The sequence below is a fragment of the Pantoea sp. y20 genome, assembly GCF_054903455.1.
Genome location: NZ_CM142816.1, coordinates 1,964,237 through 1,987,280 on the forward strand (window position 1 = coordinate 1,964,237; position 23,044 = coordinate 1,987,280).

General features: G+C 56.4%; 24 protein-coding genes. 19 read left to right on the forward strand and 5 right to left on the reverse strand.

The window, feature by feature from the left end:
- Positions 1-31: 31 nt before the first annotated feature.
- A complete protein-coding gene (gene pqqU, locus ACYAC5_RS09265) occupies positions 32-2,143 on the reverse strand; it encodes a TonB-dependent receptor PqqU (protein ID WP_462062869.1) in 2,112 nt (703 codons plus the stop codon).
- 129 nt (positions 2,144-2,272) lie between these two features.
- Here pqqU and ACYAC5_RS09270 point away from each other — a divergent pair, with 129 nt between their 5' ends.
- A complete protein-coding gene (locus ACYAC5_RS09270) occupies positions 2,273-3,226 on the forward strand; it encodes an NAD(P)-dependent oxidoreductase (RefSeq protein ID WP_192411902.1) in 954 nt (317 codons plus the stop codon).
- A gap of 1 nt (position 3,227) precedes the next feature.
- The gene (locus tag ACYAC5_RS09275; RefSeq protein ID WP_101764486.1) at positions 3,228-4,010 is read left to right on the forward strand and encodes an AraC family transcriptional regulator; all 783 of its coding nucleotides are present in this window, start codon (positions 3,228-3,230) and stop codon (positions 4,008-4,010) included.
- On the opposite strand, the gene leuA is transcribed toward ACYAC5_RS09275, so the two are convergent.
- On the reverse strand, positions 3,961-5,646 hold the full coding sequence (leuA, locus tag ACYAC5_RS09280; protein WP_222210478.1) for a 2-isopropylmalate synthase: 1,686 nt from the start codon (positions 5,644-5,646) through the stop codon (positions 3,961-3,963). The genes ACYAC5_RS09275 and leuA overlap by 50 nt on opposite strands.
- Positions 5,647-5,968: 322 nt before the next feature.
- Here leuA and ACYAC5_RS09285 point away from each other — a divergent pair, with 322 nt between their 5' ends.
- The 8 genes from ACYAC5_RS09285 to pqqF all read left to right on the forward strand — a co-directional run bounded on the left by ACYAC5_RS09285 (position 5,969) and on the right by pqqF (position 13,686).
- A complete protein-coding gene (locus ACYAC5_RS09285) occupies positions 5,969-6,901 on the forward strand; it encodes an ABC transporter substrate-binding protein (protein WP_462062870.1) in 933 nt (310 codons plus the stop codon).
- A gap of 78 nt (positions 6,902-6,979) precedes the next feature.
- On the forward strand, positions 6,980-8,005 hold the full coding sequence (locus tag ACYAC5_RS09290; RefSeq protein WP_462062872.1) for a dipeptidase: 1,026 nt from the start codon (positions 6,980-6,982) through the stop codon (positions 8,003-8,005).
- Positions 8,006-8,153: 148 nt separating this feature from the next.
- Positions 8,154-8,225: a pyrroloquinoline quinone precursor peptide PqqA gene (gene pqqA, locus ACYAC5_RS09295; protein ID WP_002905689.1), complete on the forward strand. Its 72-nt coding sequence runs from the start codon at positions 8,154-8,156 to the stop codon at positions 8,223-8,225.
- Between the two features lie 55 nt (positions 8,226-8,280).
- Complete coding sequence (pqqB, locus tag ACYAC5_RS09300; protein ID WP_061720123.1) at positions 8,281-9,207, forward strand: pyrroloquinoline quinone biosynthesis protein PqqB; 927 nt, start codon at positions 8,281-8,283, stop codon at positions 9,205-9,207.
- A complete protein-coding gene (gene pqqC, locus ACYAC5_RS09305) occupies positions 9,204-9,959 on the forward strand; it encodes a pyrroloquinoline-quinone synthase PqqC (protein WP_462062874.1) in 756 nt (251 codons plus the stop codon). The genes pqqB and pqqC overlap by 4 nt, the downstream gene beginning before the upstream one ends.
- 4 nt (positions 9,960-9,963) lie before the next feature.
- Positions 9,964-10,242: a pyrroloquinoline quinone biosynthesis peptide chaperone PqqD gene (pqqD, locus tag ACYAC5_RS09310; RefSeq protein WP_061720121.1), complete on the forward strand. Its 279-nt coding sequence runs from the start codon at positions 9,964-9,966 to the stop codon at positions 10,240-10,242.
- Positions 10,229-11,368, forward strand: coding sequence for a pyrroloquinoline quinone biosynthesis protein PqqE (gene pqqE / locus ACYAC5_RS09315; protein WP_101764482.1), 1,140 nt, complete (start codon positions 10,229-10,231; stop codon positions 11,366-11,368). Before pqqD ends, pqqE begins: the two co-directional genes overlap by 14 nt.
- Positions 11,368-13,686 (forward strand): pyrroloquinoline quinone biosynthesis protein PqqF, encoded by a 2,319-nt coding sequence (gene pqqF / locus ACYAC5_RS09320; RefSeq protein WP_462062876.1) that lies wholly within the window; start codon positions 11,368-11,370, stop codon positions 13,684-13,686. Before pqqE ends, pqqF begins: the two co-directional genes overlap by 1 nt.
- Here the strand turns inward: pqqF and ACYAC5_RS09325 are convergent.
- The 3 genes from ACYAC5_RS09325 to dld form a co-directional block, all read right to left on the reverse strand.
- Positions 13,677-13,976: a helix-turn-helix domain-containing protein gene (locus tag ACYAC5_RS09325; protein WP_137385728.1), complete on the reverse strand. Its 300-nt coding sequence runs from the start codon at positions 13,974-13,976 to the stop codon at positions 13,677-13,679. The genes pqqF and ACYAC5_RS09325 overlap by 10 nt on opposite strands.
- A gap of 1 nt (position 13,977) precedes the next feature.
- Entirely contained in the window at positions 13,978-14,328 is a 351-nt protein-coding gene (locus tag ACYAC5_RS09330) for a type II toxin-antitoxin system RelE/ParE family toxin (protein ID WP_137385729.1), read from the reverse strand.
- A gap of 182 nt (positions 14,329-14,510) precedes the next feature.
- A complete protein-coding gene (dld, locus tag ACYAC5_RS09335) occupies positions 14,511-16,211 on the reverse strand; it encodes a D-lactate dehydrogenase (RefSeq protein ID WP_192411896.1) in 1,701 nt (566 codons plus the stop codon).
- Positions 16,212-16,645: 434 nt separating this feature from the next.
- On the opposite strand from dld, the gene ACYAC5_RS09340 reads away from it, so the two are divergent.
- The 9 genes from ACYAC5_RS09340 to ACYAC5_RS09380 all read left to right on the forward strand — a co-directional run bounded on the left by ACYAC5_RS09340 (position 16,646) and on the right by ACYAC5_RS09380 (position 23,006).
- Positions 16,646-17,626 carry a 6-phosphofructokinase gene (locus ACYAC5_RS09340; RefSeq protein ID WP_192411895.1) on the forward strand — a complete coding sequence of 327 codons (981 nt, stop codon included), beginning with the start codon at positions 16,646-16,648 and terminating at the stop codon, positions 17,624-17,626.
- A gap of 10 nt (positions 17,627-17,636) precedes the next feature.
- On the forward strand, positions 17,637-17,951 hold the full coding sequence (locus tag ACYAC5_RS09345; RefSeq protein WP_008110086.1) for a PTS sugar transporter subunit IIB: 315 nt from the start codon (positions 17,637-17,639) through the stop codon (positions 17,949-17,951).
- On the forward strand, positions 17,944-19,317 hold the full coding sequence (locus tag ACYAC5_RS09350) for a PTS sugar transporter subunit IIC (RefSeq protein WP_008110085.1): 1,374 nt from the start codon (positions 17,944-17,946) through the stop codon (positions 19,315-19,317). The genes ACYAC5_RS09345 and ACYAC5_RS09350 overlap by 8 nt, the downstream gene beginning before the upstream one ends.
- On the forward strand, positions 19,304-20,146 hold the full coding sequence (locus tag ACYAC5_RS09355) for a class II fructose-bisphosphate aldolase (protein WP_101764478.1): 843 nt from the start codon (positions 19,304-19,306) through the stop codon (positions 20,144-20,146). The genes ACYAC5_RS09350 and ACYAC5_RS09355 overlap by 14 nt, the downstream gene beginning before the upstream one ends.
- Positions 20,147-20,208: 62 nt before the next feature.
- Positions 20,209-20,478 carry a hypothetical protein gene (locus ACYAC5_RS09360; protein WP_192411894.1) on the forward strand — a complete coding sequence of 90 codons (270 nt, stop codon included), beginning with the start codon at positions 20,209-20,211 and terminating at the stop codon, positions 20,476-20,478.
- Between the two features lie 9 nt (positions 20,479-20,487).
- The gene (locus ACYAC5_RS09365; RefSeq protein WP_091003163.1) at positions 20,488-20,925 is read left to right on the forward strand and encodes a PTS sugar transporter subunit IIA; all 438 of its coding nucleotides are present in this window, start codon (positions 20,488-20,490) and stop codon (positions 20,923-20,925) included.
- A complete protein-coding gene (locus tag ACYAC5_RS09370) occupies positions 20,922-21,506 on the forward strand; it encodes a P-loop nucleotide/nucleoside kinase family protein (protein ID WP_192411893.1) in 585 nt (194 codons plus the stop codon). The genes ACYAC5_RS09365 and ACYAC5_RS09370 overlap by 4 nt, the downstream gene beginning before the upstream one ends.
- Positions 21,507-21,630: 124 nt before the next feature.
- Positions 21,631-22,425, forward strand: coding sequence for an SDR family NAD(P)-dependent oxidoreductase (locus tag ACYAC5_RS09375; protein ID WP_192411979.1), 795 nt, complete (start codon positions 21,631-21,633; stop codon positions 22,423-22,425).
- Positions 22,426-22,649: 224 nt separating this feature from the next.
- Positions 22,650-23,006, forward strand: coding sequence for a hypothetical protein (locus ACYAC5_RS09380; RefSeq protein ID WP_101764474.1), 357 nt, complete (start codon positions 22,650-22,652; stop codon positions 23,004-23,006).
- Positions 23,007-23,044 lie beyond the last annotated feature (38 nt).

Consider the following 23,044-nt stretch of genomic DNA (forward strand, 5'->3'; position numbering starts at 1 on the left):
GGCTTTAATATCATCTATCCAACGCGTTTATTTACTGAAACGCATAACTCACCGTCAGGCCCACGCTGTAATTGCGACCCGGCGCCGGTTCGTAATAGCGACCGTTGCTTTCATTCACGATAACTGAACCGATGTAGTTGCGGTCAAACAGGTTATCGACGCGGCCAAATAGATCCAACGTCCAGTTCTGCACCAGCCACTTATAACCGCTGTTCACGCCGACCACGGTATAAGACGGCGCTTTCACGTCATTCTCATCATCCGCCGCGATATCGCTCAGGTAGCGCACATCGGTTCCGGCATACCAGCCTTGATCGGGCGCGTAAGCCAGTCCGGCGTAAGCCATGTTACGGGCAATGCCGGGAATGCGGTTGCCGTCGCAGCTTTCGGTGCCGCAGGCGTTAGAGCGGTAGCGGGCATCCAGCAAGGTCCATGCGGCTTTGAAGCGCCAGCTCTCGCCGAATTGCTGGTCGAGGCCCAGCTCCAATCCACGACGGCGGGTTTCACCGGCGTTTTTGTAGCTGGTGCGGCCTTCAAAGCTGCTGTCAGAAACGATCTCGTTTTTGGTGTCAGTCTGGAAAATCGCCGCCGTTAACAGTCCGTTGCCGATGCGTTTTTTACTGCCCAGTTCAACCGTTTCGCTGGTGGCAGGTTGCAGGTTGAGATTCAGCCCGGCCTGATCGGCGGCGCGATAGGACAACTCATTCAGTGTCGGCGTTTCGAAGCCGCGACCAGCAGAAACGTAGGCGTTCCAGCTGTTATCAATGGCGTAATTCAGCGCAGCGGCAGGCAACCAGCGGTGATAGCGACGATTGCCGCTGTCATCGGGATCGCTGTCGGTGACGTAATAGTCATTGGAGTCGAAATTCACCGTGCTGAAACGCACGCCGGCATCCAGTGACAGTTTATCGGTTAGCTGCCACGCGGTTTGCAGATAAGGATCGAGGTTCCACATCAGGTTGCGTTCATTACGACGCATCTCGCCCTGTACGCCCAACTCGTCGCCGTTAAAGTTTTGATAACCTTTACGCTTCTCAGTCATGGTTTCATAGTCGAGCCCGCCGGTGAAGGTTACCGGAAAGGTGAACAGCGCGTCGCGGTGCGTCCAGCGGGTATCAATGCCCTGATAATGACGCGACAAAGCAATCACGCCGCCGGGATAACCTGCGCGCAGCTGGGTGGCTTTAGGAATGGATTGATACTGCGTAGTTTCACGTTCACCCGCGTACATCATCACGCTCAGGTCATCGTTCTCACTCATCTGGCGCTGATAGTGCAGGCCTGCTTGCGTCTGATCGACGGTTTTACGAGCGTCGTACAAGCTCACGTTGCTGGCGACCTGGCGTGGATTATTTTTCCACTGCTCAGCGGTCAAACCGCCCGGGTCCTGCGCTTCAACGTGCACGCTGTTGAACAGCAGCGTCAGGGTGCTGACATCATCGATGCGCACGCCGAGTTTGGCGTTGCCGAGGTTTTTCTGCGCCGAGCTGTGATCGCGGAAGCCGTGCGTGGTAAAGCGCGAGGCGGAAACCGTGTAGTTGACGTCGCCGGCTTGCGTACCGTCGCCGGTTGCGCCGCTGGCTTTAACGCTGTTGCGCCAGCTGCCGTAACTGCCGTACCAGCTGCTGGCTTCCAGCGTGGTGGGTTGCTGTCCGGTTTTGGTTTCAACGTTAATCACACCGCCCGACGAGTTGCCGTACAGCGCCGAGAAGGGGCCGCGCAGCACATCGATGTGATCGATGGAGCCGATATCGATGTTGGAAGTTTGTCCCTGGCCGTCGGGCATGGTGGCGGGGATCCCGTCGACGTACATACGAATGCCGCGCAGGCCAAAGGTGGAACGCGAACCAAAACCGCGCACCGAAATCTGCAGGTCCTGGGCATAATTTTGGCGATTTTGTATCTGTAAACCCGGCACGCTGCTGAGGTTTTCTGACAAATTGACGCGCGGTGCGGCATGGCGCATATCGTCGCCGGACACCACACTAACTGCCGCTGGCGTATCCAGTTCAGAAAGGCCCGAAGCGGACGGCGCCGCGCTCACCACCATGGTGTTGCTGGCCGCGTTTGCCGCCAGCGCCGAGACCGGTAACATCGCAGGCAGCATCAGCAGCGAAGCCTGTCGCAGTAAAGTTATTTTCATTATGAAAGACCGTAAAAAGGGCGTGGAATGTACCGAATGGAACATTAATGGCGCGTATGTTAATCGTTTTATCATTTGTTTGAAAAGCGTAAATAGTATGACGGATTATTCATCATTGCGGTGTTGAAAATGTTTTTTCATCGCATCTCTGGCCTGGCTGCGACAGGGAAATTCTGTCAGTCTGGCGGTTTTGTCTTAAGGCACAAAAGAGAGGGAATGATGAGTCAACAACCTGTGGTCGCGGTACTGGGATTGGGCGCGATGGGGCATGCGTTTGCCGCTAACCTGTTGAAAAAAGGCTTCACGGTGCGTGGCTGGAACCGCACGCGTGCCAAAGGCGAAGATCTGCTGGATGCAGGTATCACGCTGGCCGACAGCGCTGCACAAGCGGTGAGTGGCGCGGATGTGGTGATCGCCATGCTGGCCGACGGTGATACCACGCGTCAGGCGCTGAACGACGCCAGCTCCGCGCTCAAGCAGGGCGCGACAATTTGCCAGATGGGCACCATCGGCGTGGCCGCCACCGATCAACTGATCGCGGAATTCAAAAGCACGCGTCCGGACGTGGTGTTTATCGATGCACCGGTTTCTGGCACCAAAGCGCCAGCAGAGAATGCGCAAATCCTGGTGATGGCCAGCGGCGATCAGAGCAACGCGCAGGCCGCCGAGCAGGTGTTCGCCGCGATCGGTAAAGGCACGCAATGGCTGGGCGAGGCGGGCGCCAGTTCGCGCATGAAGCTGGTGGTGAATAGCTGGCTGATTGGTCTTATGCAGAGCCTGGCTGAAAGTACGCGTCTGGCGGAAGAGTTTGGTTTCAGCACTGACGATCTGTGGAAAGTGCTGGATGGCGGTCCGCTGGCGGCACCGTACGCCAAAATGAAACTCGGCATGATTGCCAGCGGCGATTTCACCCCGCAAATGCATCTGGTGTGGGCGCTGAAAGACGCCAAACTGGCGCTGGATGCGGCGGGCGATAGCAAACTGCCGGCGCTGGAAAACATCGTCGATGTCTGGCAGCAAGCGGTAGATGCCGGTTACGGCGAGCAGGATCTGGCGGCGGTTTATCAATATCTGAAACGCTAACATGAGTGCGCGGCTCAACTTCGACTTCGCCTATCGTCCGCTGGTGCCCTATGCGCACGATTATGCGCATGGCGACGCGGAGCCGTGGCATCACCACGCTTGCGCCCAGCTGATCCACACGCTGAGCGGCGTGGTGAAAGTGGAAACGCAGCACGGCAGCTGGATTGTGCCGCCGAGTCGCGGCGTCTGGCTGCCGGCGGGGACGCGTCACGCGCTGCACATAGTTGGCGCGGTGGCCGCGCGCACGCTGTTTGTGGATCCGCTGGCGCGCGCCGATCTGCCCGCCAGTTGTCAGGTGGTGCAGATTTCGCCGCTGCTGCGTGAGTTGATTGTTAGCGCGCTGGCGCTGCCGGAGCAGTACGTTCCCGGCAGCCGCGCCGAGCGGATTTACGAGCTGATCCTCGATGAGATCCGCGTGATGGATGTGCTGCCGTTTGGTCTGCCGCTGCCGGAGAGCGAGCGGCTGCTGAGTTTGTGCCAGCAGATCCAGCAAGCGCCCGGGGAAAACTGGACGCTGGCCCGCGCGGCTACGCAACTCTGCGTGGCCGAACGCACGCTGGCGCGCCATTTCAGTCGCGAAACCGGGTTACAATTCAGCGACTGGGTGCGCCGCGCGCGACTGAGCGTGGCGTTAACCCGCTTAGCGCAGGGCGATAGCGTGCTGACGGTGGCGCTCGATCTCGGTTATGACAGCCCGAGCGCCTTCAGCGCGATGTTTCGCCGCGTGCTCGGCGTCACGCCAGCGAACTACTTTCCTGCGGCAGAAAAGCGTGCGCTGCGTTGAGCAGCGCCTGCAGTGAAGCGCGCGCCACATCATTATCAATGCCTACCCCCCACGCGCGTTCACCGCGTGCATTAATGCAGCTGATGTAGGTCACCGAACGACTGTCGCTGCGTTTGCCCAGCGTGTGTTCGTGATAATCCTCAATGGTGATGATTACGTCATAGCGCTGACGCAGCGCGGCAACGGCGGCTGAGAGCAAGCCGTTGCCTTTACCTTCCAGCATCAACTGCTGCGCGCCCTGTTGCAGCCGCGCCCTAAGGCGCGTTTCGCCTTTATCGTCGCTGTGACTTTCCGCTTCCAGCAAACAACGCGCGGGCTGTGTTAAGCCGTAATGCTGACAAAACAGCTGCCACAGCGCGTGATGGGTCATCTCCTGACCGTGCTGGTCGGTTTGCTGTTGCACCAGACGGCTGAAATCCTGCTGCAAGCCGCGCGGCAGCTGCAGACCGTGATTCTGCTCCAGCAGCCAGGCGGCGCCGCCTTTACCCGATTGACTGTTAACGCGGATCACCGCTTCGTAGCTGCAGCCGATATCCAGCGGATCGAGCGGCAGATACGGCATCTGCCAGATTGCTTCTTCACGCTCAGCGCGGGCGGCAAAGCCTTTGCGTATCGCATCCTGATGCGAACCGGAGAAGGCGGTAAACACCAGTTCACCGGCATACGGATGGCGCGGATGCACTGGCAGCTGGTTGCAGCGCGTCACCACTTCCAGCACCTGTTGGATATCGCTGAAATCGAGCTGCGGCGCGATGCCCTGAGTGTAGAGATTGAGCGCCAGCGTGACGATATCGACATTGCCGGTGCGCTCGCCGTTGCCAAACAAACAGCCTTCCACGCGATCGGCACCCGCCAGCAGCGCCAGCTCGGCGCAGGCGATGCCGGTACCGCGATCGTTATGCGGATGCACGCTGATCGCAACCTGCGATCGCTGGCTGAAGTGGCGACAGAAAACCTCAATCTGATCGGCATAGACGTTCGGCGTGTTCACTTCGACGGTCGCGGGCAGGTTGATGATCATCGGACGCGCCGGGCCCGGCTGCCAAATCGCCGCCACCGCTTCGCAAATCTCCAGCGCAAACTCCGGTTCGGTAAAGCAGAAGGTTTCTGGCGAATACTCGAAGGTCCACGCGGTATCCTTTTGCGCTTCGCAACGGGCGCGAATTTGACGCGCACCGGCGCAGGCCAGTTCGATAATTTCGGCTTTGCTCTGGCGGAATACGCGCTCGCGGAACAGCGGCGCGGTGGCGTTGTAGAGATGAATAATGGCGTTCGGCGCGCCACGCAGCGCGTCGAAAGTGCGATCAATCAGATCGCTGCGCGCCTGGGTCAACACCTGAATCGCCACATCGTCTGGAATGTGCTTCTGCTCAATCAGCAAACGGACAAAATCAAAATCGGTCTGCGATGCCGCCGGAAACGCCACCTCAATCTCCTTAAAGCCACAGCGCAGCAGCAGTTGCCAGAACTCCAGCTTGCGCGCGCTGTCCATCGGTGTCGCCAGCGCCTGATTGCCGTCGCGTAAGTCGGTAGAGAGCCAGCGCGGTGCCTGCGTCAGTTGGCGCGAGGGCCACTGACGATCGGGTAAGTCGATAACCGGAAACGGGCGGTATTTTGTAGCGGGTTGCGTGAGCATAACGATCTCCTTGTAATGTGGCGTTCAGTCTCGCCTGGCATCGCGCGGCGCGGCTCGCGCATTGCTGACAACCACTCGCGCAAAAGTGACAACCGGGTTCAGACTCTTGCGCGCACATTCTGTAGCGGCGCGATTAATCGCGCATTTTTCAGGCGACACCGCGCTTCTCCCGACATTGCGCAATAAATTGCGCGGCTACGATAATTGCGGTGATTGCATGCACAGTCTTTATGCGCCACGCGGCATATCTCATGCGAAATCGGCATCGGTCATTTGGCGCGCGCGGGTTAGGCTGGGGTTTTGCGCGATGGGATAAAACACAATGAAAAGAGCAGCTTTGGCACTATTAATCGTGACAGCCAGCGGTGCGGCGACGGCAGAAACCGTGACGCTGCGCATTGCCGATCAAAAGGGAAATATGCACGCCGAAATGGAAGCGGCGCAGCAGTTGAACAACCTCAATTATAAAATCGAATGGGCCGAGTTCCCGGCGGCGGCTCCGCTGGCGGAAGCGCTAAATGCCGGTGCGGTGGATGCCGGTATTATTGGCGATGCGCCGCTGCTGTTCTCGCTGGCGGCCGGTTCGCAGGTGAAAGCGGTGGCGGTGAGCAAATCGGTGCCCGAAGGGTTGGCGGTGCTGGTCAGCCCGGATTCACCCATCAAAACCGTTGCTGAGCTAAAGGGCAAAAACATCGCTACCGGACGCGGATCGATTGGTCACTTTGAGGCGCTCAAAGCGCTGGAGCAAGCGGGCGTCAGCGATAAAGAGGTTAACTGGCGCTTCTTAACGCCGGCGGATGCGCGCATCGCGCTGGCAAATGGCTCGGTGGATGCCTGGTCAACGTGGGATCCTTATACCGCGCTGGCGGAAGTGACCCACACCGGACGCGTGCTGGTGAACGGCGTTGGCCTGTCCAGTGGCAACAGCTTCCTCGCCGCCACCGACGCCGCGCTAAACGATGAAGCCAAACGCGCGGCGCTGCAGGATTACGTCAATCGCTTAGCCGCCGCCGATCGCTGGGCCAACAGCCATGTCGATGAGTACTCCACCACGCTGGCAAAAATCATCGGTTTCCCGAAAGAGGCGGCGGCGAAATCCTTCTCACGCCGCAAATCGCACTGGCAGAGCATTGATGATGCCACCATCGCCCAGCAGCAGGAGACCGCCGATTTCTACCAGAAATACGGGTTGATCCAGCAGCCTCTTGATGTGAAACCGACTTTTTATCACGGCTTAAAGGTTGCGCAGAACTAACCCTTTGTGCGCCCGCATTTGGCGAAACAGCAGCGCGCGCGTAGCATGGCGCCATGTTGTTTCGTCAAAGAACCCCTCATGTTGCTAAAAACCTTCGACGGTCATAACGACCTGCTTCTCAATCTGTGGCTGCATCATCGCGATGATCCGGCGCAGGCCTTTTTTCACGGCATCGAAAAGGGCCATCTGGATTTTCCACGCATGCAGCAGGGCGGTTTTGCCGGTGGGCTGTTCGCGATGTTCGTGCCGCCAGCGCGCTATGTCAAAGAGGTCGCGCCGCAGCGAGCGGAGGAAAATCTCGATCCACTGTCGATTCTCTGGCAGCAACTCGACATCCTGAAAACGCTGGCGGCGCAATCTGATGGGCGGGTGCGGTTATGCCTAAACACCGCTGATATTGCCGCCTGTCGCGCTGACGGCGTGCTGGCGCTGGTGGCGCATATTGAGGGCGCAGACGGGTTTGATGGCGAGGGTGAAGCGCTTGATGCTTTTTACCAGGCGGGCGTGCGCAGCATCGGGCCGTTCTGGAATCTGCCCAATCGCTTTGGCGAAGGTGTCAGCGGATCATTCCCCAACTCACCGGACAGCGGGCCAGGTTTGACCGAACAAGGTGAGCAGCTGATCGCCGCTGCCAATCGCCATCGCATGCTGATCGATATGTCGCACATGAACGAGAAAGCCTTCTGGGACACCGCGCGCCTGTCAACCGCGCCGCTGGTGGCGACGCACTCCAATGCGCACGCGCTCTGCGCGCAGCCGCGTAATCTCACCGACGATCAGCTGCGCGCCATCCGCGACAGCGGCGGCGTGGTGGGCGTGAATTTTGGCAACGCTTTTCTGCGCAGCGACGGAAAACGCGACAGCGATACCGCATTGATCGAAATTGTTAAACATGTTGAGCACCTGATCGCGATAATGGGCCGCGATCATGTGGCGCTGGGCTCCGATTTTGATGGCATCAGCGTGCCTGAGGCGCTGAAAGACGTGAGCGGATTACCGCATCTTTATGCGTTGTTGCGTTCGTTCGACTACGATCAAACAGCACTTGAGCAGCTCGCATGGGGCAACTGGCAGCGCGTGTTGCAACAAATTTGGCAGGATTAGCACCATTCCCTTACCGAATCAGGGTTGATCTGCTCGCTACATTGGCGCAACATCTGCGCGCGTACGGATTGCGATGTGATCTAAGTCACAGCCGCAATCCTCTTCAGCAGAGATCTCTCTGCGTTTTTGTTTTATGAGGAAGACCATTATGTGGAAAAAACCTGCGTTTATTGACCTGCGTCTGGGCCTGGAAGTGACTCTGTACATCTCCAACCGCTAAGACTTCTGCCCGCCGTTCGTGCGGGCATTTTGTTTTCTCTCTTTGGTCAACGTTCATGTTTATTAAAGTCCTCGGTTCAGCGGCGGGCGGCGGCTTCCCGCAGTGGAACTGTAACTGCGCCAATTGCAGCGGCCTGCGTAACGGCAGCATTCAGGCGCAGGCGCGCACCCAATCTTCAATCATTGTCAGCGACAACGGTGAAGATTGGGTGCTGTGCAACGCCTCGCCGGACATCAGCCAGCAAATTGCCCACACGCCAGAACTGATCAAAAAGGGTGTGCTGCGCGGCACGGCGATTGGCAGCATCATTCTCACCGACAGCCAAATCGATCACACCACTGGCTTGTTGAGCCTGCGCGAAGGCTGTCCGCATCAGGTGTGGTGCACGCCGGAAGTGCATGGCGATCTCACCAGCGGTTTCCCAATTTTCACCATGTTGCAGCACTGGAATGGCGGCTTGCAGCATCATGCGTTAACGCCGCTGGAGCCGTTCCGCGTCGATGTCTGCCACAGTTTGCAGTTCACCGCGATTCCGATTCTCAGCAACGCGCCGCCGTATTCGCCGTATCGTGATCGCCCGCTGCCGGGCCACAACGTGGCGCTGTTCATTGAAAACACCGCCAATGGCCAAACGCTGCTCTACGCGCCGGGACTCGGCGAGCCGGATGCGGTGATCATGCCGTGGCTGCAAAAAGCCGATTGCCTGTTGATTGATGGCACGGTGTGGCAGGACGACGAGCTGCTTGCCACCGGCGTTGGCAAAAATACTGGCAAAGCGATGGGCCACTTAGCGCTGGCCGAAGAACAAGGTTTAATGGCGTTGCTGGCTGCGCTGCCGGCCAAACGCAAGATTTTGATTCACATTAACAACACCAATCCGATCCTTAATGAGCAATCGCCGCAGCGCGCCTATTTGACGCAGCAGGGCATTGAAGTGAGTTGGGATGGCATGGCGATTCATCTGCAGGAGTTTGCATCGTGATCATCACTGAAGCATTATCGCCCGCCGCGTTTGAGCAGGCGCTGCGCGATAAAGGCGCGTTCTACCACATTCATCACCCGTATCACATTGCCATGCACAACGGCAATGCTACGCGCGAGCAGATTCAGGGTTGGGTGGCGAACCGCTTCTACTATCAAACCAATATTCCGCTGAAAGATGCGGCGATCATGGCGAATTGCCCGGATGCGGCGACGCGGCGTAAATGGGTGCAGCGCATCCTCGATCACGACGGCAGCAACGGTCACGAAGGCGGGATTGAAGCCTGGCTGCAGTTGGGTGAGGCGGTGGGGCTGGATCGTGACGTGTTGCTGTCCGAGAAGCTGGTGCTGCCGGGCGTGCGTTTTGCGGTGGACGCCTACGTGAACTTCGCGCGCCGTGCTAACTGGCAGGAAGCGGCCTGTAGCTCGCTCACCGAGCTGTTTGCGCCGCAGATTCATCAGTCGCGTCTCGACAGCTGGCCGCAGCACTATCCGTGGATCAAAGAGGAAGGCTATTTCTACTTCCGCAGCCGTTTGAGCCAGGCGAACCGCGATGTGGAGCATGGGCTGGCGCTGGCGCTTGAGGTGTTTACCCGCGCCGAACAGCAGAACCGCATGCTGGAGATCCTGCAGTTTAAACTCGATATTCTCTGGACCATGCTCGATGCCATGACCATGGCGTATGCGCTGCAACGTCCGCCTTATCATACGGTCACCGATCAGGTGTCCTGGCACAGCACAAGACTGGTATAACAACATGAAAGATAATGTGATTCCGGCTTTCCGTCGCGGCTACCGCATGCAGTGGGAAGCGGCGCAGGATAGCCATGTGGTGCTCTATCCGGAAGGCATGGCCAAATTGAACGAGACCGCCGTGGCGATCCTCGAACTGGTGGATGGCAAACAGGATGTGGCGGCGATCGTTGCCACGCTGGATGCGCGTTTTCCGGACGCGGGCGGTGTCGGCGACGACGTCAAAGAGTTCCTGCAATCCGCCATCGAACAAAAATGGATACAGTGTCGTGAACCCGAGTAAAAGCGTGACGCCACCGCTGTGGCTGCTGGCAGAACTGACCTATCGCTGCCCGCTGCAGTGTCCGTATTGCTCCAATCCGCTGGATTTTTCCCAGCAGGAGAAAGAGCTGACCACCGAACAGTGGATTGAGGTGTTTCGTCAGGCGCGCGCCATGGGCAGCGTGCAGCTCGGTTTTTCCGGCGGCGAACCGCTAACCCGTAAGGACCTGCCGGAACTGATTCGCGCCGCGCGCGATCTCGGTTTCTACACCAACCTGATCACCTCCGGCATCGGCCTGACGGCGAAAAAACTCGACGCCTTTGCCGACGCCGGACTCGATCATATCCAGATCAGTTTCCAGGCCAGCGATGAAACGCTGAACGCGGCGCTGGCCGGGTCAAAAAAGGCCTTCCAGCAGAAGCTGGAGATGGCGAAAGCGGTGAAAGCGCACGGCTATCCGATGGTGCTGAATTTCGTGCTGCATCGCCATAACATCGACCAGATCGACAAAATCATCGATCTCTGTATCGAACTGGAAGCCGACGATGTCGAGCTGGCGACTTGCCAATTCTATGGCTGGGCGCAGCTCAATCGTGAAGGATTACTGCCGACGCGCGAGCAGATCGCCAACGCCGAAGCGGTGGTGGCCGATTATCGTCAGCGCATGGGCGCCAGCGGCAATCTCACCAATCTGCTGTTCGTGACGCCGGATTACTACGAAGAGCGGCCGAAACCCTGCATGGGCGGATGGGGATCGATCTTCCTCAGCGTCACGCCTGACGGCACCGCGTTGCCGTGCCACAGCGCGCGTCAGCTGCCGGTTGCGTTCCCGTCGGTGCTGGAGCGCACGCTGGACGATATCTGGTACAACTCGTTTGGTTTTAACCGCTATCGCGGCTTTGACTGGATGCCGGAACCCTGTCGCTCCTGCGATGAAAAAGAGAAAGACTTTGGCGGCTGTCGCTGTCAGGCCTTTATGCTGACCGGCGATGCCGATAACACCGATCCGGTGTGCAGCAAATCGCCGCATCACGGCAAGATCCTCGAAGCACGACGTGAAGCCAACTGCAGCGACATCAAAATCCAGCAGCTGCAGTTCCGCAATCGCAGCAACTCCGAACTGATCTTTAAGCAGCGCGTTACCTGATGCACGCGCGCCAGCTCACGCTCACCAACGGCCTGCGCTGCCATCTTTATCATCAGCCCGACGCGCATGAGGCAGCGGCGCTGATGCGCGTGCAGGCCGGCAGTCTGGATGAAGCGGATCGCTGGCCGGGTTTGGCACATCTGCTGGAACATCTGCTGTTTTGCGGTAGCGAAGCTTTTCACGGCGACGATCGCCTGATGCCGTGGCTGCAGCAGCAGGGCGGCCAGGTGAACGCCACCACGCAGTTGAGCCGCAGCGCCTATTTCTTTCAGCTCCCAGCTGCAGAGCTCTCAGCGGGCGTGCAGCGGCTGTGCGATATGTTGGCGTCACCGTTGCTGACGGCGCAGGCCATTCAGCAGGAAGCGGCGGTGATTGAGGCTGAGTATCAACTGCTGCAAAACCATGCCGACACGCTGAGTGAAGCTGCCGTGCTGGATAAGTTGCCGGAACGTTTCCAGCGCTTCCGAGTCGGCAGTCGGCAGGCTTTTGGTGACAATGTCACGGCGTTGCAGTTCGCACTACGCGATTTCCATAGCCGCTTGTATTGCGCTGAAAACATGGAACTTTGGCTGCAAGGCCCGCAATCACTGGATGAGCTCGAACAGCTGGCGGCACGCTTCGGCGGCAGTTTGTTGGCGGGTGGTGAACGCGCTGCGGCTGTTGAAGCTACGCTGTTGCAAGGCGATCGTTTACTGCTATCAGGCGGTGAAGAAAATTTCTGGCTGACGATGTTGGTCGCGGGCGATGAGCAGACTGTGCGTGACAATGTCACCTTATTAACAGCATTCTGGCAGGACGAAGCGCCCGGCAGCTTGCTGGCGCAGTTGCGCGTTGAGGCGTTATGCGAAACCTTTGACGCGCATTGGTTATGGCAAGATGAGCAGCAAGCGTTACTGGCGCTGCGCTTTAGCGCCAGGCGCATTTCCCTGGCGCAGGCGCAACAGATTGAGCAACGCGTTTGGCAGCATCTGGCTGCGTTAGCTGAATGTAATGCGATTCAGCTGCAGCACTACGCACAGCTCGCGCAGGAAGATTTCGCGACCTTGTCGCCGCTGGAACAGTTGCGCGGCCGGGCGTTGGGCTTCGCGCCGGGTTGCGCGCTGCCAGACAACTTCACGGATTTTGCCGCAGCGTTGCCAGATTGTCCGCGCACGCGTCTGCTCACGCAGCAACAGATTGACGGCGCGCCGCATCACACGCAGGGCTTCACCCTGCAACTGGCTGAGTGGCTGCCGCCGTTACTGGCTGCGACCAAACCCGCAGCGTTTCACTTCTATCCCGCTTCAGCCGCTGTTCCGCTCCCTCGTCTCCCGCCCGTGGCGCAGCCGTTGCCGCTGATTGCACCGGTAAAAGAGGTTGAAACGCTGCTGCTGCGTCCGGCGTTTTATCAGACCTTGCGTGACGAAGACGCGCAGGCGCGGCAGCGCCAGTTACGCCCGTTGCTGGCGGAATTGCGCCACGCGGGTGGCAACGGCAGCTGGCAACAGACGCATGCCAACTGGCAGCTGCTGCTCAATCTGCCCGCATCCGCCGATCGCGCGTTGTTTAGCGTGCATCAGGCAATACAGGCGCTGAACACGCCGGTGCTGGCGCAGCCCGCAGCGAATACCCCTTCGATTGTGATTCGTCAATTGCTCGCCGCGTTGCCCACTCGCTTGATCAAGCCATTACCCGCGCCACAATGGCTGGCGGCATGGTGCGGCATCAATACCGCATTAAGCCAGCGCGTGGCGCATCTGCTCAGCGATTTTACGCCGGATCTGGCGCGCGACACGCCGCCGGTACGACTGCAACACGGCATCGTGCCCATCGCCTGCGACGGGCGCGATCAGGCGCTGCTGCTGTTTATGCCGTTACCGCAGGCCGACGATGCCAGCTTGGCCGCTTTACGCGTGCTGGCGCTGATGCTGGAAACGCGCTTTTTCCAGCGCTTGCGCGTGGATCAGCAAATTGGCTATGTGGTGTCGGCGCGCTATCAGCGGGTGGCGGATGTGGATGGCTTGATGCTGGCGCTGCAATCACCGGATATCTCCTGGCGCGCGCTGCTGGGTCACTGCAAACGCTTTATGCGTGAGATGGTAGCCGAGATCGCGGCAATCTCGCCGCAAAAGCTGGCGGCATGGCAGGCAAGCTTAATGACGCAGTGCGCAAGCAAAGATAATGGCGAGGCCGCACTCGAAACCCTGCGCCAGCAGCACGGCCTGGCCACTCTCAATCGCGCGGCTATTCAGGCACTGACGCTGCAGCAACTCGAGCAACTGCATCAGCTTCTGCTGCGCGAACGGCATCGCTGGTTGATTTTGGTCAATCAAAGCTGAAAGGCGATGGTTTTGCCGTTGGGCAGTGTCACGTCGATACGAAGTTCGCCACCCAATGCCGCGACGTAACGTTTCAATGTGGACAGGCGCGGATCGTTGCCTGGATTTTCCATCTTTGCCAGCGTGGGCTGCGAGACGCCGATAGTGCGTGCCAGTTCGGTTTGCGAAAGGTTGAGCTCTTCGCGTAACTGGCTTAAAGCAATCTCCTGGCGCAATATTTCGACTTTCACAGCGATGCGCTGCTGGCTTTCAGGTGATTGTTTTTGCATTAATTCTTTCAGAGTAGCCATCTTATCCCTCCATCCGCGCCAAATGCTTGCAGTATTCTACTTCAGCGAGGCGAATCATCGTTCGGTAAAATTGTTTTTGGTTAAAACCGGTCTTATTTCCAGCGCATAACACGATAGCGCGTCGCACCGGATCAAAAGCGAAAAAGGCTCTGATGGGCTTACCGGCGTGCTGAACGCGCAGCTCTTTCAGATTAGGGAATTCGCCACCCTTTAATGTATCGACATAGGGGCGGCCAAGTTGTGGTCCCATCTCTTCTAAAATCGTCATCGCCGCTAACACGTCTTCACGTAGTGCTTCACTTTGCGCCACAAACCACTGATCAAAAACATCCGTTGTTAATATTTCCCACATAATGCCATCCCATAGCTTATTTGCTATGGGATAAGTTATAGCTTTTGGGCTATGAAATCAATCCGGACATTGATTGTGTGAAGTCACTTTCGCTCACAAATACGATTTCAACCGAAGCGTACGCGAATTAATTCGCCATAAATCACGTAGGACCGCCATTTAGGGCGACCTGGTTGCCGATGCTACATCTCCCGCCAAAACTTCTTCTTACTGGTTTTACCAATCCCCGGATTACAGCTGTTGGTGGGATCAAGCTGTTTCCAGTGCGCGACATGCTCACACGACGCCTGATAAAGGTGCCCGACATTGTGCTCGGCGGGATATTTCGCGCCGCGCTGTTCCAGATACCGTTTCACCTCTTCCTTAAACACTTTCGCGTCGTAGCCGGGTTTCAGTACGTAATCCTGATGATTGACGAAGCAGAAGAAGTGCCCGCAGCACGAATCAACCTGCACCTGCGCCGCCAGATGATCCGGCAGCGTCAAACGCCATGCATCGTCATTACGGCGCAGCGCCACGTCGAAGGCTACCAGCCGCTCGTTGGGGTTGTAACCCAGCGCGTCGCAGTAGGAAATGGTGCAGCCGCCCACGCCGAAACGCACCAAAAACGCATCTGCCGCTTCACGCGCATTGCAGCGGAAAAAGCCGCCTGGCTGCTCAGCAAAGAATTGCTGCAGTAAACTCTGCAACTCGGCGGTTTGCGGCGACTCCACTTTGATCATCAGATGATGTTGATACTCGCTGCGGTAATCCATGATGCGCGGCGCGATAAAGCTCGGCGTCAGCTGGTTGAAGAATTGCAGCACCCGATCAACAAAATTGCGCGGCAGGAATTTCAGGTGGCTGACGCGCACATCCCATTTGGCTTTATTGGCCATCATCTGCGGAATGGCCTGCGGGCCCAGTTTGCGAATCGCCAGATACATATGCTTGGCGTAGCGCACGGTTAAATCGAAGGCGTTGCGATGAATATATTCCGCCTGCAGCGGCAGTTCGCTCATTTCGGTTAGCAGGAAACGGCGCAGCGCCACCAGCACGTTCTCATCGTTAGTGCCGATGTAGAAGGTGTCGCTGCCGGCGCTGGCTTCGAAGGTGGGCAAGCGTACAGCGAACACCACCACTTTACCGGCGCTGCCCGAGCTGTCGTGCAAGTAGCGCAGATCGCCATTGAAGCGTGCTGGGGAATCCGCGGTCACATCTCGTAAGCGGTCGGCGTAGTCATCGGCCCAGATTTTACCCTGCCAATCGGCTTGCTCGCCGGTTTGATACTGCTGCTGCGCCAGGTTTGCCAGCATCACTTCTGGCGTGTCGCCCAACTCGATGCCGAGATGATTAACCATCTCCAGGCGACCATCCTCATGAATACGGGCGAACAAGGATTTTTCGGTAAACGCGGGGCCGCGCCGAATCAGCGAGCCACCGGAATTATTACAGATCCCGCCGACCACCGAGGCGCCGATGCAGGATGATCCAATCACCGAGTGCGGCTCTCGACCGAGCGGCTGTAAGGTGTGTTCCAGTTCAGTCAAGGTGGTGCCGGGGAAGGCGATCACCTGGCGCGCCTGATCGATCACCTGCACGCCTCTGAGCTGGCGGGTGCTGATGATCACGATATTGCGGTCGTAATCATTGCCGTCGGGCGTTGAGCCGCCGGTGACGCCGGTATTTGATGCCTGCATCAACACAATCACATCGTGCGCCACGCACACCTGCAGTGTTTGCCACAGCTGCAACAAGGTTTGCGGTAACGCCACCGCCAGCGCGTCACCGCGCCCGACGCGGAACCCCTTTATGTACCAGGCTTTATCATCCGCATGGGTTAATAACTGTTTGTCACCCACCACCGCGGCCAACTTAAGCAAAATATCCTTCTGCATGCTCATTTTTCTCTTCTTTATTCTTTATCTGCCACGGTATTGGACAAGCGCAGCTGCACTGAGTCAATCATTCACTGGCCCTGACGCGTAAATAACGCACGGAATCATTATCCCTTTTTACTTTACGGAATAATCGGCAGGAACCGATAAAAATGCGCGGGAAATCACAAAATAGATCGAAATAAAAATCGCCAAGGGCGCGTTTATTTGGCTTGCTGATTTTACTGCGCAAAATAAATATAAACCTATGATTTTATTTGTTATTAAGGTTTTAAGGCGAAAAATGACATGTGATTTATATCACAAAAATAAGCCTTTGTTGGATGCTGTCAATTATCTCACTCGGGAAATTCATCGCAAAAGTGTGACATTCGTTGCAAATAACAATGCGGTTAATCGGAAGAATGAATTCCAGACGCACAGCATAAAGGATGATGACAATGAGAATTGGCATGGTGATCAGCGGTGGCGATGTCACCGGGATTAATAACTTTGTGTATCAAATATCGCGCTTAACTCAAGCGGAAATGGTGTTATTTAATGGTGGTATTCCAGGTTTGCTGGAAAACAATCATCAGGAAATATCCCGACGTGATTTAGTGGATTACGCCATCGCCGCTATTCCGGTGATGCAATCGGGACGAACCAGCAGGAAATTAATTCGCCCGGAATATGAGATGATCGCCAAACACCTTAAATCGCTGCGCATCGATGTATTAATTATGGCGGGCGGAGATGGTTCATTACAATTCCTGCATACGCTGAGCGAATTTGGTGTCAACTGTTTTGGCGTCGGCATGACCATCGATAACGATGTCTTTGGCAGTGATTACAGCATCGGTTTCTCCACCGCTTGTGAGCAGGTGTTAAAAGAGGTGACGAAGTTACGTAATACCGGCCGCGCCTTAACCGGTCGTGTATTTATGGTGGAGCTGCTGGGCGGTTATTGCGGTGAATTAACCTTGCAGTCAGCGATCAAATCCAATGCCGATTTCGCGCTGATACCGGAATGCCAGATTGCACCGCAGGAGCTGGCGGAACGCATCACGCAGCGGCTGGCGGCGCAGAACAGCGTGATAATTTTGTGCTCGGAAGGCTATACCCGTGAATATTCGCCGGGCTTTCAGGGCGCTATCGATACCTTAATTAAACAAATTGAACCGTTAATTGGTGTGCGTATTCGTAAAACGATTATCGGTTATGGCCTGCGTAATGGCGATCCTACCTGTGAAGAGATTTATCAGGGCACCATTATGGCCAGTGAAGTCGCGCGTTGTATTCAGTCGGGAATGCGCAATAAAGCGGTGATTATTAATGGCAGTAATCGACCGATTCCGATTGATTTAATAAGCATGAAAAAACGCCTGGTCGATACGGAAGGGCATCATTATAAACTCGCTAAACAACTGCAAATTCTGTGAGGAAATAGCCATGCTGAAAATATTATGTGTCTGTGGATGTGGTTTGGGTTCAAGCTTTGCGATTGAAATGAGCGCCAAGTCAGTATTAAAGAAACTCGAAATTGATGCTGATATTGATCACACCACCATTTCTGAAGCCAACGCCTTTAAATCCGACATGATTTTAACCCAGAAAGCCTTTGCTGATGTGTTAAATGCCGATGCCAGCCCGGAACAGATCAAGCGGGTGATTATTCTCAATAAGCTGACCGACAAAGCGGAAATTGAAGAGAAAATCGTGGCGTTTATGAAAGAACGTAACTTAAAGGTTGCTAATCATGAATAGTGTCATCGACTTCCTGGTAAAAGACTTATTGGGGCAGGCATCGATACTGATCGCCTTTATTGCCCTGATTGGTCTGCTACTGCAAAAAAAATCGGCGGGCAAGGTGGTGGAAGGCACCTTTAAAACCCTGCTCGGTTTCTTAATTATGATGGCCGGTATCAACATTATTGTCGGTACGCTGACCTTCCTGAACACCATTTTCACCCACGGCTTTGGCATGCAGGGTTATATCACCGATGTTGCCGCCATTGCCGGGTTAGCAAACCGCGAGCTGGGTTCAGAAGTGGCGCTGACGCTGTTGGTGATCTTTATCGTCAACATCATCATTGCGCGTCTGACACCGTTCAAATACATCTTCCTTACCGGTCAGGCGCTGCTGTGGATGGCGACCATCGGTGCGGTGATTGGCTATAAAGCGGGGCTGACAGGTTTACCTTTGATCCTTACCGGCGGCATTTTTGGCGGCATTATGGCGGTGGTGATGCCTGCGCTGGCCCAACCGGTGGTGCGCCGCATCACCGATTCTGACGACGTGGCGCTCGGGCACTTCTGCACCATTGGCTATCTGCTGACGGCGGCGGTGGCAAAGGTGGTAGGCAAAGGGTCGCGCTCCACCGAAGATCTCAAACTGCCCGACAACTTTAAATTCCTGCAGGACACCTATCTGTCGATGGCGGTGGTGATGGTGCCGATGTACCTGATCCCTGCGGTCGCCGCCGGTCCGGAATTTATCGGCCAGTACAGCAACGGCATGAACTACCTGATGTACGCCTTTATGCAGTCGATTCAGTTCGTGTGCGGTGTGTTCGTGCTGTATAGCGGCGTGCGTCTGTTGCTGAACGAACTGGTGCCGGCTTTCCGTGGTATCGCCATGCGTCTGGTGCCGGATGCAAAACCGGCGCTCGACTGCCCAGTGATGTTCCCGTACGCCCCGAACGCGGTGATCGTCGGCTTCCTCGCCACCACGCTGGGTTCGGTGGTTGGCATGCTGGTGTTCCCGATGTTTGGTCTGGCGATGATTCTGCCAGGATTGCTGACTAACTTCTTTGCCGGTGGCACCGCAGGCGTGTTCGGTAATGCGCTCGGTGGGCGTCGCGGCGCAATGATTGGCGGTTTCGTGCACGGTCTGTTCATTACCTTCCTGCCGGCGATTCTGGTGCCGATGCTGGAAAGCTACGGTTTTACCGGAGTCACCTTCAGTGATTCGGATGTCATCAGTACCGGCCTGGTGCTCGGCCATGCATTCCAGAATAACTGGCTGTTCGTCGCGCTGTTTATCGCCTTTATTACTCTCATCGCCTGGTTTGTTAACGGAAAATCCACCAAGTCTAAATCCCATGAGGAAAAGCTCCATGAAACTTTATAACTTTACCGATCTGTTACAGGTGGCTAAAGAACGTGAATTTAAAGCGCTCGGTTCCTTTAATTTGCACTGTCTGGAAATGTTGCCCGCCTTTTTTAAAGCAGCGGAGAAAACGAATAGCCCATTAATGATTCAGATCTCAACCGGAACCGCCAAATATCTCGGACATAAATTATTGGTGGATGCGATTCGCTCATTGTCTGAAAGCCGTAACGTGCCGACCTGTTTGCACCTCGATCACTGTTCGGATTTGGACGCTATCCAAACCGCGCTGGATGCGGGCTTCAGTTCAATTATGTATGACGGTTCACATTTACCGATTGAAGAGAACATCGCCAATACGCGCCGTGTTATTGATATGGCGCGCCCGCTGGCGGTTTCGGTTGAGGCGGAATTGGGCGCGATTGGCGGGTCGGAAGATGGCAAAGAGGTGGAAATGAACGATGCGGCGTTTACCACCGTCGATGAAGCCAAACGCTTTGTCGATGAAACCGGCGTCGATATGCTGGCGATCTCCATCGGCACGGTGCACGGCTTGTACACCGGTAAAGCCCATATTCAGCATCAGCGCCTCGCGGAAATTACCGATGCCACTAAGACGCCGCTGGTGCTGCACGGCGGTACCGGCGTCAGCGATGAAGATATGCGTCTTGCGGTGCGCAGCGGGATTGAGAAAGTCAACGTTGGCACCGAGATGAATGTGCAGTGGGTTGCAAACTGCAAGCAGACGTTTGAAAAGGGCAAGGTCAACGACAGCGTGCGTAATTTCCTTGTGCCGGCCAACGATGCCGTGACCAATGTGCTGGTAGAAAAGATTCAACTGTTCCGCTAGTTCCGACTTACTCATGACGTAATAACCTGAGGTGCCCGGCGCCATTCGGGGCAGGAGATGCTATGTTTGGATTCTTGAAAAAGGGCTCTGATAATAAGAGCCAGGATTCACAGGAAATAGATCTTCAGGCTGAAACCATCAGCGGGAAAATAAGCGAACTGGAAAAACAGTTGGCTAATAATCCGCAGGCGGCAGACACGCAAAAACAATTAATGCTGGAATATAATCGTGCATTAAATATCTTTGCCAAAAGTCGACACTATCGTCAGGAAATTGATCCGTTGTTTGTCAAAATTGATGAACTGCGTAACACCATTCGCAAATCGTTTTAAGGAGGCAGTATGAGTATTAAACAGCTGCTGCAGGAGGCAAGTGCGATTCAGGTGGGGATCAGCGCCAGGGATTGGCGCGAAGTGATCGCGCTGGCGGCGCTGCCGCTGGTGAACGGCGGTTACATCAAAGCCAGTTACCCGGAAGCGGTGATCGCTAACACGCTGGAGCATGGTGCCTATTACGTGTTTGAGGAGGGCATCGCCATTCCCCATGCGCGGCCGGAGACCGGCGTGCTGAAAGATTGTTTCAGCATGATTGTGCTGGATGAGCCGATCTCATTCGACGGCAGTGACAAAGCCGACATCGTGATTATGTTCGGTGCGCGTGACAGCAACGCCCACATTGAAGAGGGCATCCGCGCGATTGTTACGCTGCTGGAGGATGAGGAGACGTTGGTGCGCTTGCGCAACGCCAGCAGTGCCGCGGAGGTGATAGAAATCCTATGACAACCGACACTGAAGAGAAAATTGTCGTGCTGGTGAATGGCATTCCGGCTTCCGGCAAAAGCACGCTAACGCGCGCGCTGGCCGAGCAGTTCGGCTTTCCGGTGCTGACGCTGGATAGCCTGAAAGAGCCGTTTATGGCCAGCTTTGCGCCGGTGGATCGCCTGCGCAATCGCCAGTTAGGTTGTGCGGCGTATCAGGCGATCTGGCAAGTGGTGGCGCAAGCACCGACGCGTTGTATCTATGTCATCGATGCCTGGTTTGGCTTCCAGCCGAAAGAGGTGCTGCAGCAGGGATTGCAGCAGGCGGGCGTGACGCGGGTGCTGGAGCTGTGGCTGGCGATCACGCCGGATGAGGCGGTGACACGTTATCAGGCTCGTTTAACCGATCGCATGCCGGGACATCCGGGCGCGGAGTATCTGCCAGAACTGCGCAAGTTAGCAGAAACCGCCCAACCGATGGCGCTGGGTCCGGTGTTGCAGCTTAACGCACGCAATCCGGATCAGGCGGCAGCCTGCGCCTGGTTACAGCGTCAACTGCGGCTGCCGATCAGCGCTCAACCGGCTTTATCGGCCTCGGGCTAAATAATGTCGGCAGCAGGCTGAACGCACATCAGCCCTGTGGCCGACAGCACCATCGCATGATTCGTCAATGCATCTTCTCCTGTCTGAACCAGGCTTTGTGATTACGCTCACAGAGGAAAGCATGATGAATATCGATTTACACGGAAAAACAGCCTTAGTTACCGCATCAACTGGCGGTATCGGTTTTGCCATTGCACAAGGTCTGGCGGCCAGCGGGGCGGAAGTGGTGCTGAACGGGCGCAGTGAAGCCTCGGTGAGTCGTGCGCGCGAGAAGCTCAACGGATTAGTGGCGGGCGCCAAAATTCACACCTTTATCGCCGATCTCGGCAGTGCCCAGGGCGTTAAGCAACTGCTTAACGGCTTGCCGCCAATCGATATTCTGGTGAATAACGCCGGGATTTACGGTCCGCAGGATTTTTATGAAGTGGATGACGACACCTGGGACGCCTATTGGCAAACCAATGTGATGTCCGGCGTGCGCCTGTCGCGGGCTTTATTGCCGGAGATGGTGCAGCGTGGTTGGGGCCGCGTGGTGTTTATCTCCTCGGAATCAGCCTTGAACATTCCCGCCGATATGCTGCATTACGGCGTGAGTAAAACGGCGCAGCTATCGCTGGCGCGCGGTCTGGCAAAAGTGGTGGCGGGCAGCGGCGTGACGGTAAACACCGTGTTGCCCGGCCCAACGCTCTCTGATGGCTTTGCCGCGATGATGGAAGATGAGGTGAAGCGCACCGGTAAGCCGCTGGAAGAGCTGGCGAAAGAGTTTGTGATGGCGCAGCGGCCAAGTTCGGTGATTCAACGCGCCGCCACGGTGGAAGAGGTGGCGAATATGGTGGTGTATGTTTGCTCGAAACAGGCGTCGGCGACGTCCGGTGCCGCGCTGCGCGTCGATGGTGGCGTGGTGGATGATATTGTTTAACGCCGTGTAACGATAAAATTTTGATGGCCGCAATCATCGTAGCGGCGCCATATATTGCGTCGTGTTTAGATGGATAATATGCCTTCGTTTAGATGCGCGATAAATCGCGCCGCTACGATGCCGGATCTGCGTTGAGCACCACAAAGACAAAAGTTTACACAGCAAAGCTTGGTGTTTCTGCTGCAGATGCTTAAAATACCCGCACTTTTCTCTGAGGCTGCGGCATGACGATATCGCTATCACGCGCAAAATGGATTCTGGCACTGGTTTGTCTGGTGCTGGCGTTTTGTCTCGTCCAGCGCAGCTTCAATTTGCCTTCCGCACCTTTAGCGCAGGTCAGCGCGTCCGCGCACACCAACAGCAGTGATGATGCCAGCGGCAGCGAAAAACCCTGTGCGCTGAGCGCAAAATCGCTGAGTGCCGCCGCGCCAATCCTTGATACCGCATTGCCTTTCCTGCTGTTGCTGCTGGCACTGATCGCCACCTTCACACAAACCACCACTTGCGTCGGCTATCGCCGCGCACCGCTGTTTCCACCTCTGCGACGGCGGCATCTGACCTTTTGCGTCTTCCGGGAATAACACCTGCGCGTTACATCGCGTAAACCCTGTTATTCACT

What these genes read in the sequence shown, in the direction of transcription:
- pqqU (WP_462062869.1), bottom strand. Translation starts at nt 2,143, where the DNA reads ATGAAAATAACTTTACTGCGACAGGCTTCGCTGCTGATGCTGCCTGCG.
- ACYAC5_RS09270 (WP_192411902.1), top strand. Translation starts at nt 2,273, where the DNA reads ATGTTTTTTCATCGCATCTCTGGCCTGGCTGCGACAGGGAAATTCTGT.
- ACYAC5_RS09275 (WP_101764486.1), top strand. Translation starts at nt 3,228, where the DNA reads ATGAGTGCGCGGCTCAACTTCGACTTCGCCTATCGTCCGCTGGTGCCC.
- leuA (WP_222210478.1), bottom strand. Translation starts at nt 5,646, where the DNA reads ATGCTCACGCAACCCGCTACAAAATACCGCCCGTTTCCGGTTATCGAC.
- ACYAC5_RS09285 (WP_462062870.1), top strand. Translation starts at nt 5,969, where the DNA reads ATGAAAAGAGCAGCTTTGGCACTATTAATCGTGACAGCCAGCGGTGCG.
- ACYAC5_RS09290 (WP_462062872.1), top strand. Translation starts at nt 6,980, where the DNA reads ATGTTGCTAAAAACCTTCGACGGTCATAACGACCTGCTTCTCAATCTG.
- pqqB (WP_061720123.1), top strand. Translation starts at nt 8,281, where the DNA reads ATGTTTATTAAAGTCCTCGGTTCAGCGGCGGGCGGCGGCTTCCCGCAG.
- pqqD (WP_061720121.1), top strand. Translation starts at nt 9,964, where the DNA reads ATGAAAGATAATGTGATTCCGGCTTTCCGTCGCGGCTACCGCATGCAG.
- pqqF (WP_462062876.1), top strand. Translation starts at nt 11,368, where the DNA reads ATGCACGCGCGCCAGCTCACGCTCACCAACGGCCTGCGCTGCCATCTT.
- ACYAC5_RS09325 (WP_137385728.1), bottom strand. Translation starts at nt 13,976, where the DNA reads ATGGCTACTCTGAAAGAATTAATGCAAAAACAATCACCTGAAAGCCAG.
- ACYAC5_RS09330 (WP_137385729.1), bottom strand. Translation starts at nt 14,328, where the DNA reads ATGTGGGAAATATTAACAACGGATGTTTTTGATCAGTGGTTTGTGGCG.
- dld (WP_192411896.1), bottom strand. Translation starts at nt 16,211, where the DNA reads ATGAGCATGCAGAAGGATATTTTGCTTAAGTTGGCCGCGGTGGTGGGT.
- ACYAC5_RS09340 (WP_192411895.1), top strand. Translation starts at nt 16,646, where the DNA reads ATGAGAATTGGCATGGTGATCAGCGGTGGCGATGTCACCGGGATTAAT.
- ACYAC5_RS09345 (WP_008110086.1), top strand. Translation starts at nt 17,637, where the DNA reads ATGCTGAAAATATTATGTGTCTGTGGATGTGGTTTGGGTTCAAGCTTT.
- ACYAC5_RS09350 (WP_008110085.1), top strand. Translation starts at nt 17,944, where the DNA reads ATGAATAGTGTCATCGACTTCCTGGTAAAAGACTTATTGGGGCAGGCA.
- ACYAC5_RS09355 (WP_101764478.1), top strand. Translation starts at nt 19,304, where the DNA reads ATGAAACTTTATAACTTTACCGATCTGTTACAGGTGGCTAAAGAACGT.
- ACYAC5_RS09360 (WP_192411894.1), top strand. Translation starts at nt 20,209, where the DNA reads ATGTTTGGATTCTTGAAAAAGGGCTCTGATAATAAGAGCCAGGATTCA.
- ACYAC5_RS09365 (WP_091003163.1), top strand. Translation starts at nt 20,488, where the DNA reads ATGAGTATTAAACAGCTGCTGCAGGAGGCAAGTGCGATTCAGGTGGGG.
- ACYAC5_RS09370 (WP_192411893.1), top strand. Translation starts at nt 20,922, where the DNA reads ATGACAACCGACACTGAAGAGAAAATTGTCGTGCTGGTGAATGGCATT.
- ACYAC5_RS09375 (WP_192411979.1), top strand. Translation starts at nt 21,631, where the DNA reads ATGAATATCGATTTACACGGAAAAACAGCCTTAGTTACCGCATCAACT.
- ACYAC5_RS09380 (WP_101764474.1), top strand. Translation starts at nt 22,650, where the DNA reads ATGACGATATCGCTATCACGCGCAAAATGGATTCTGGCACTGGTTTGT.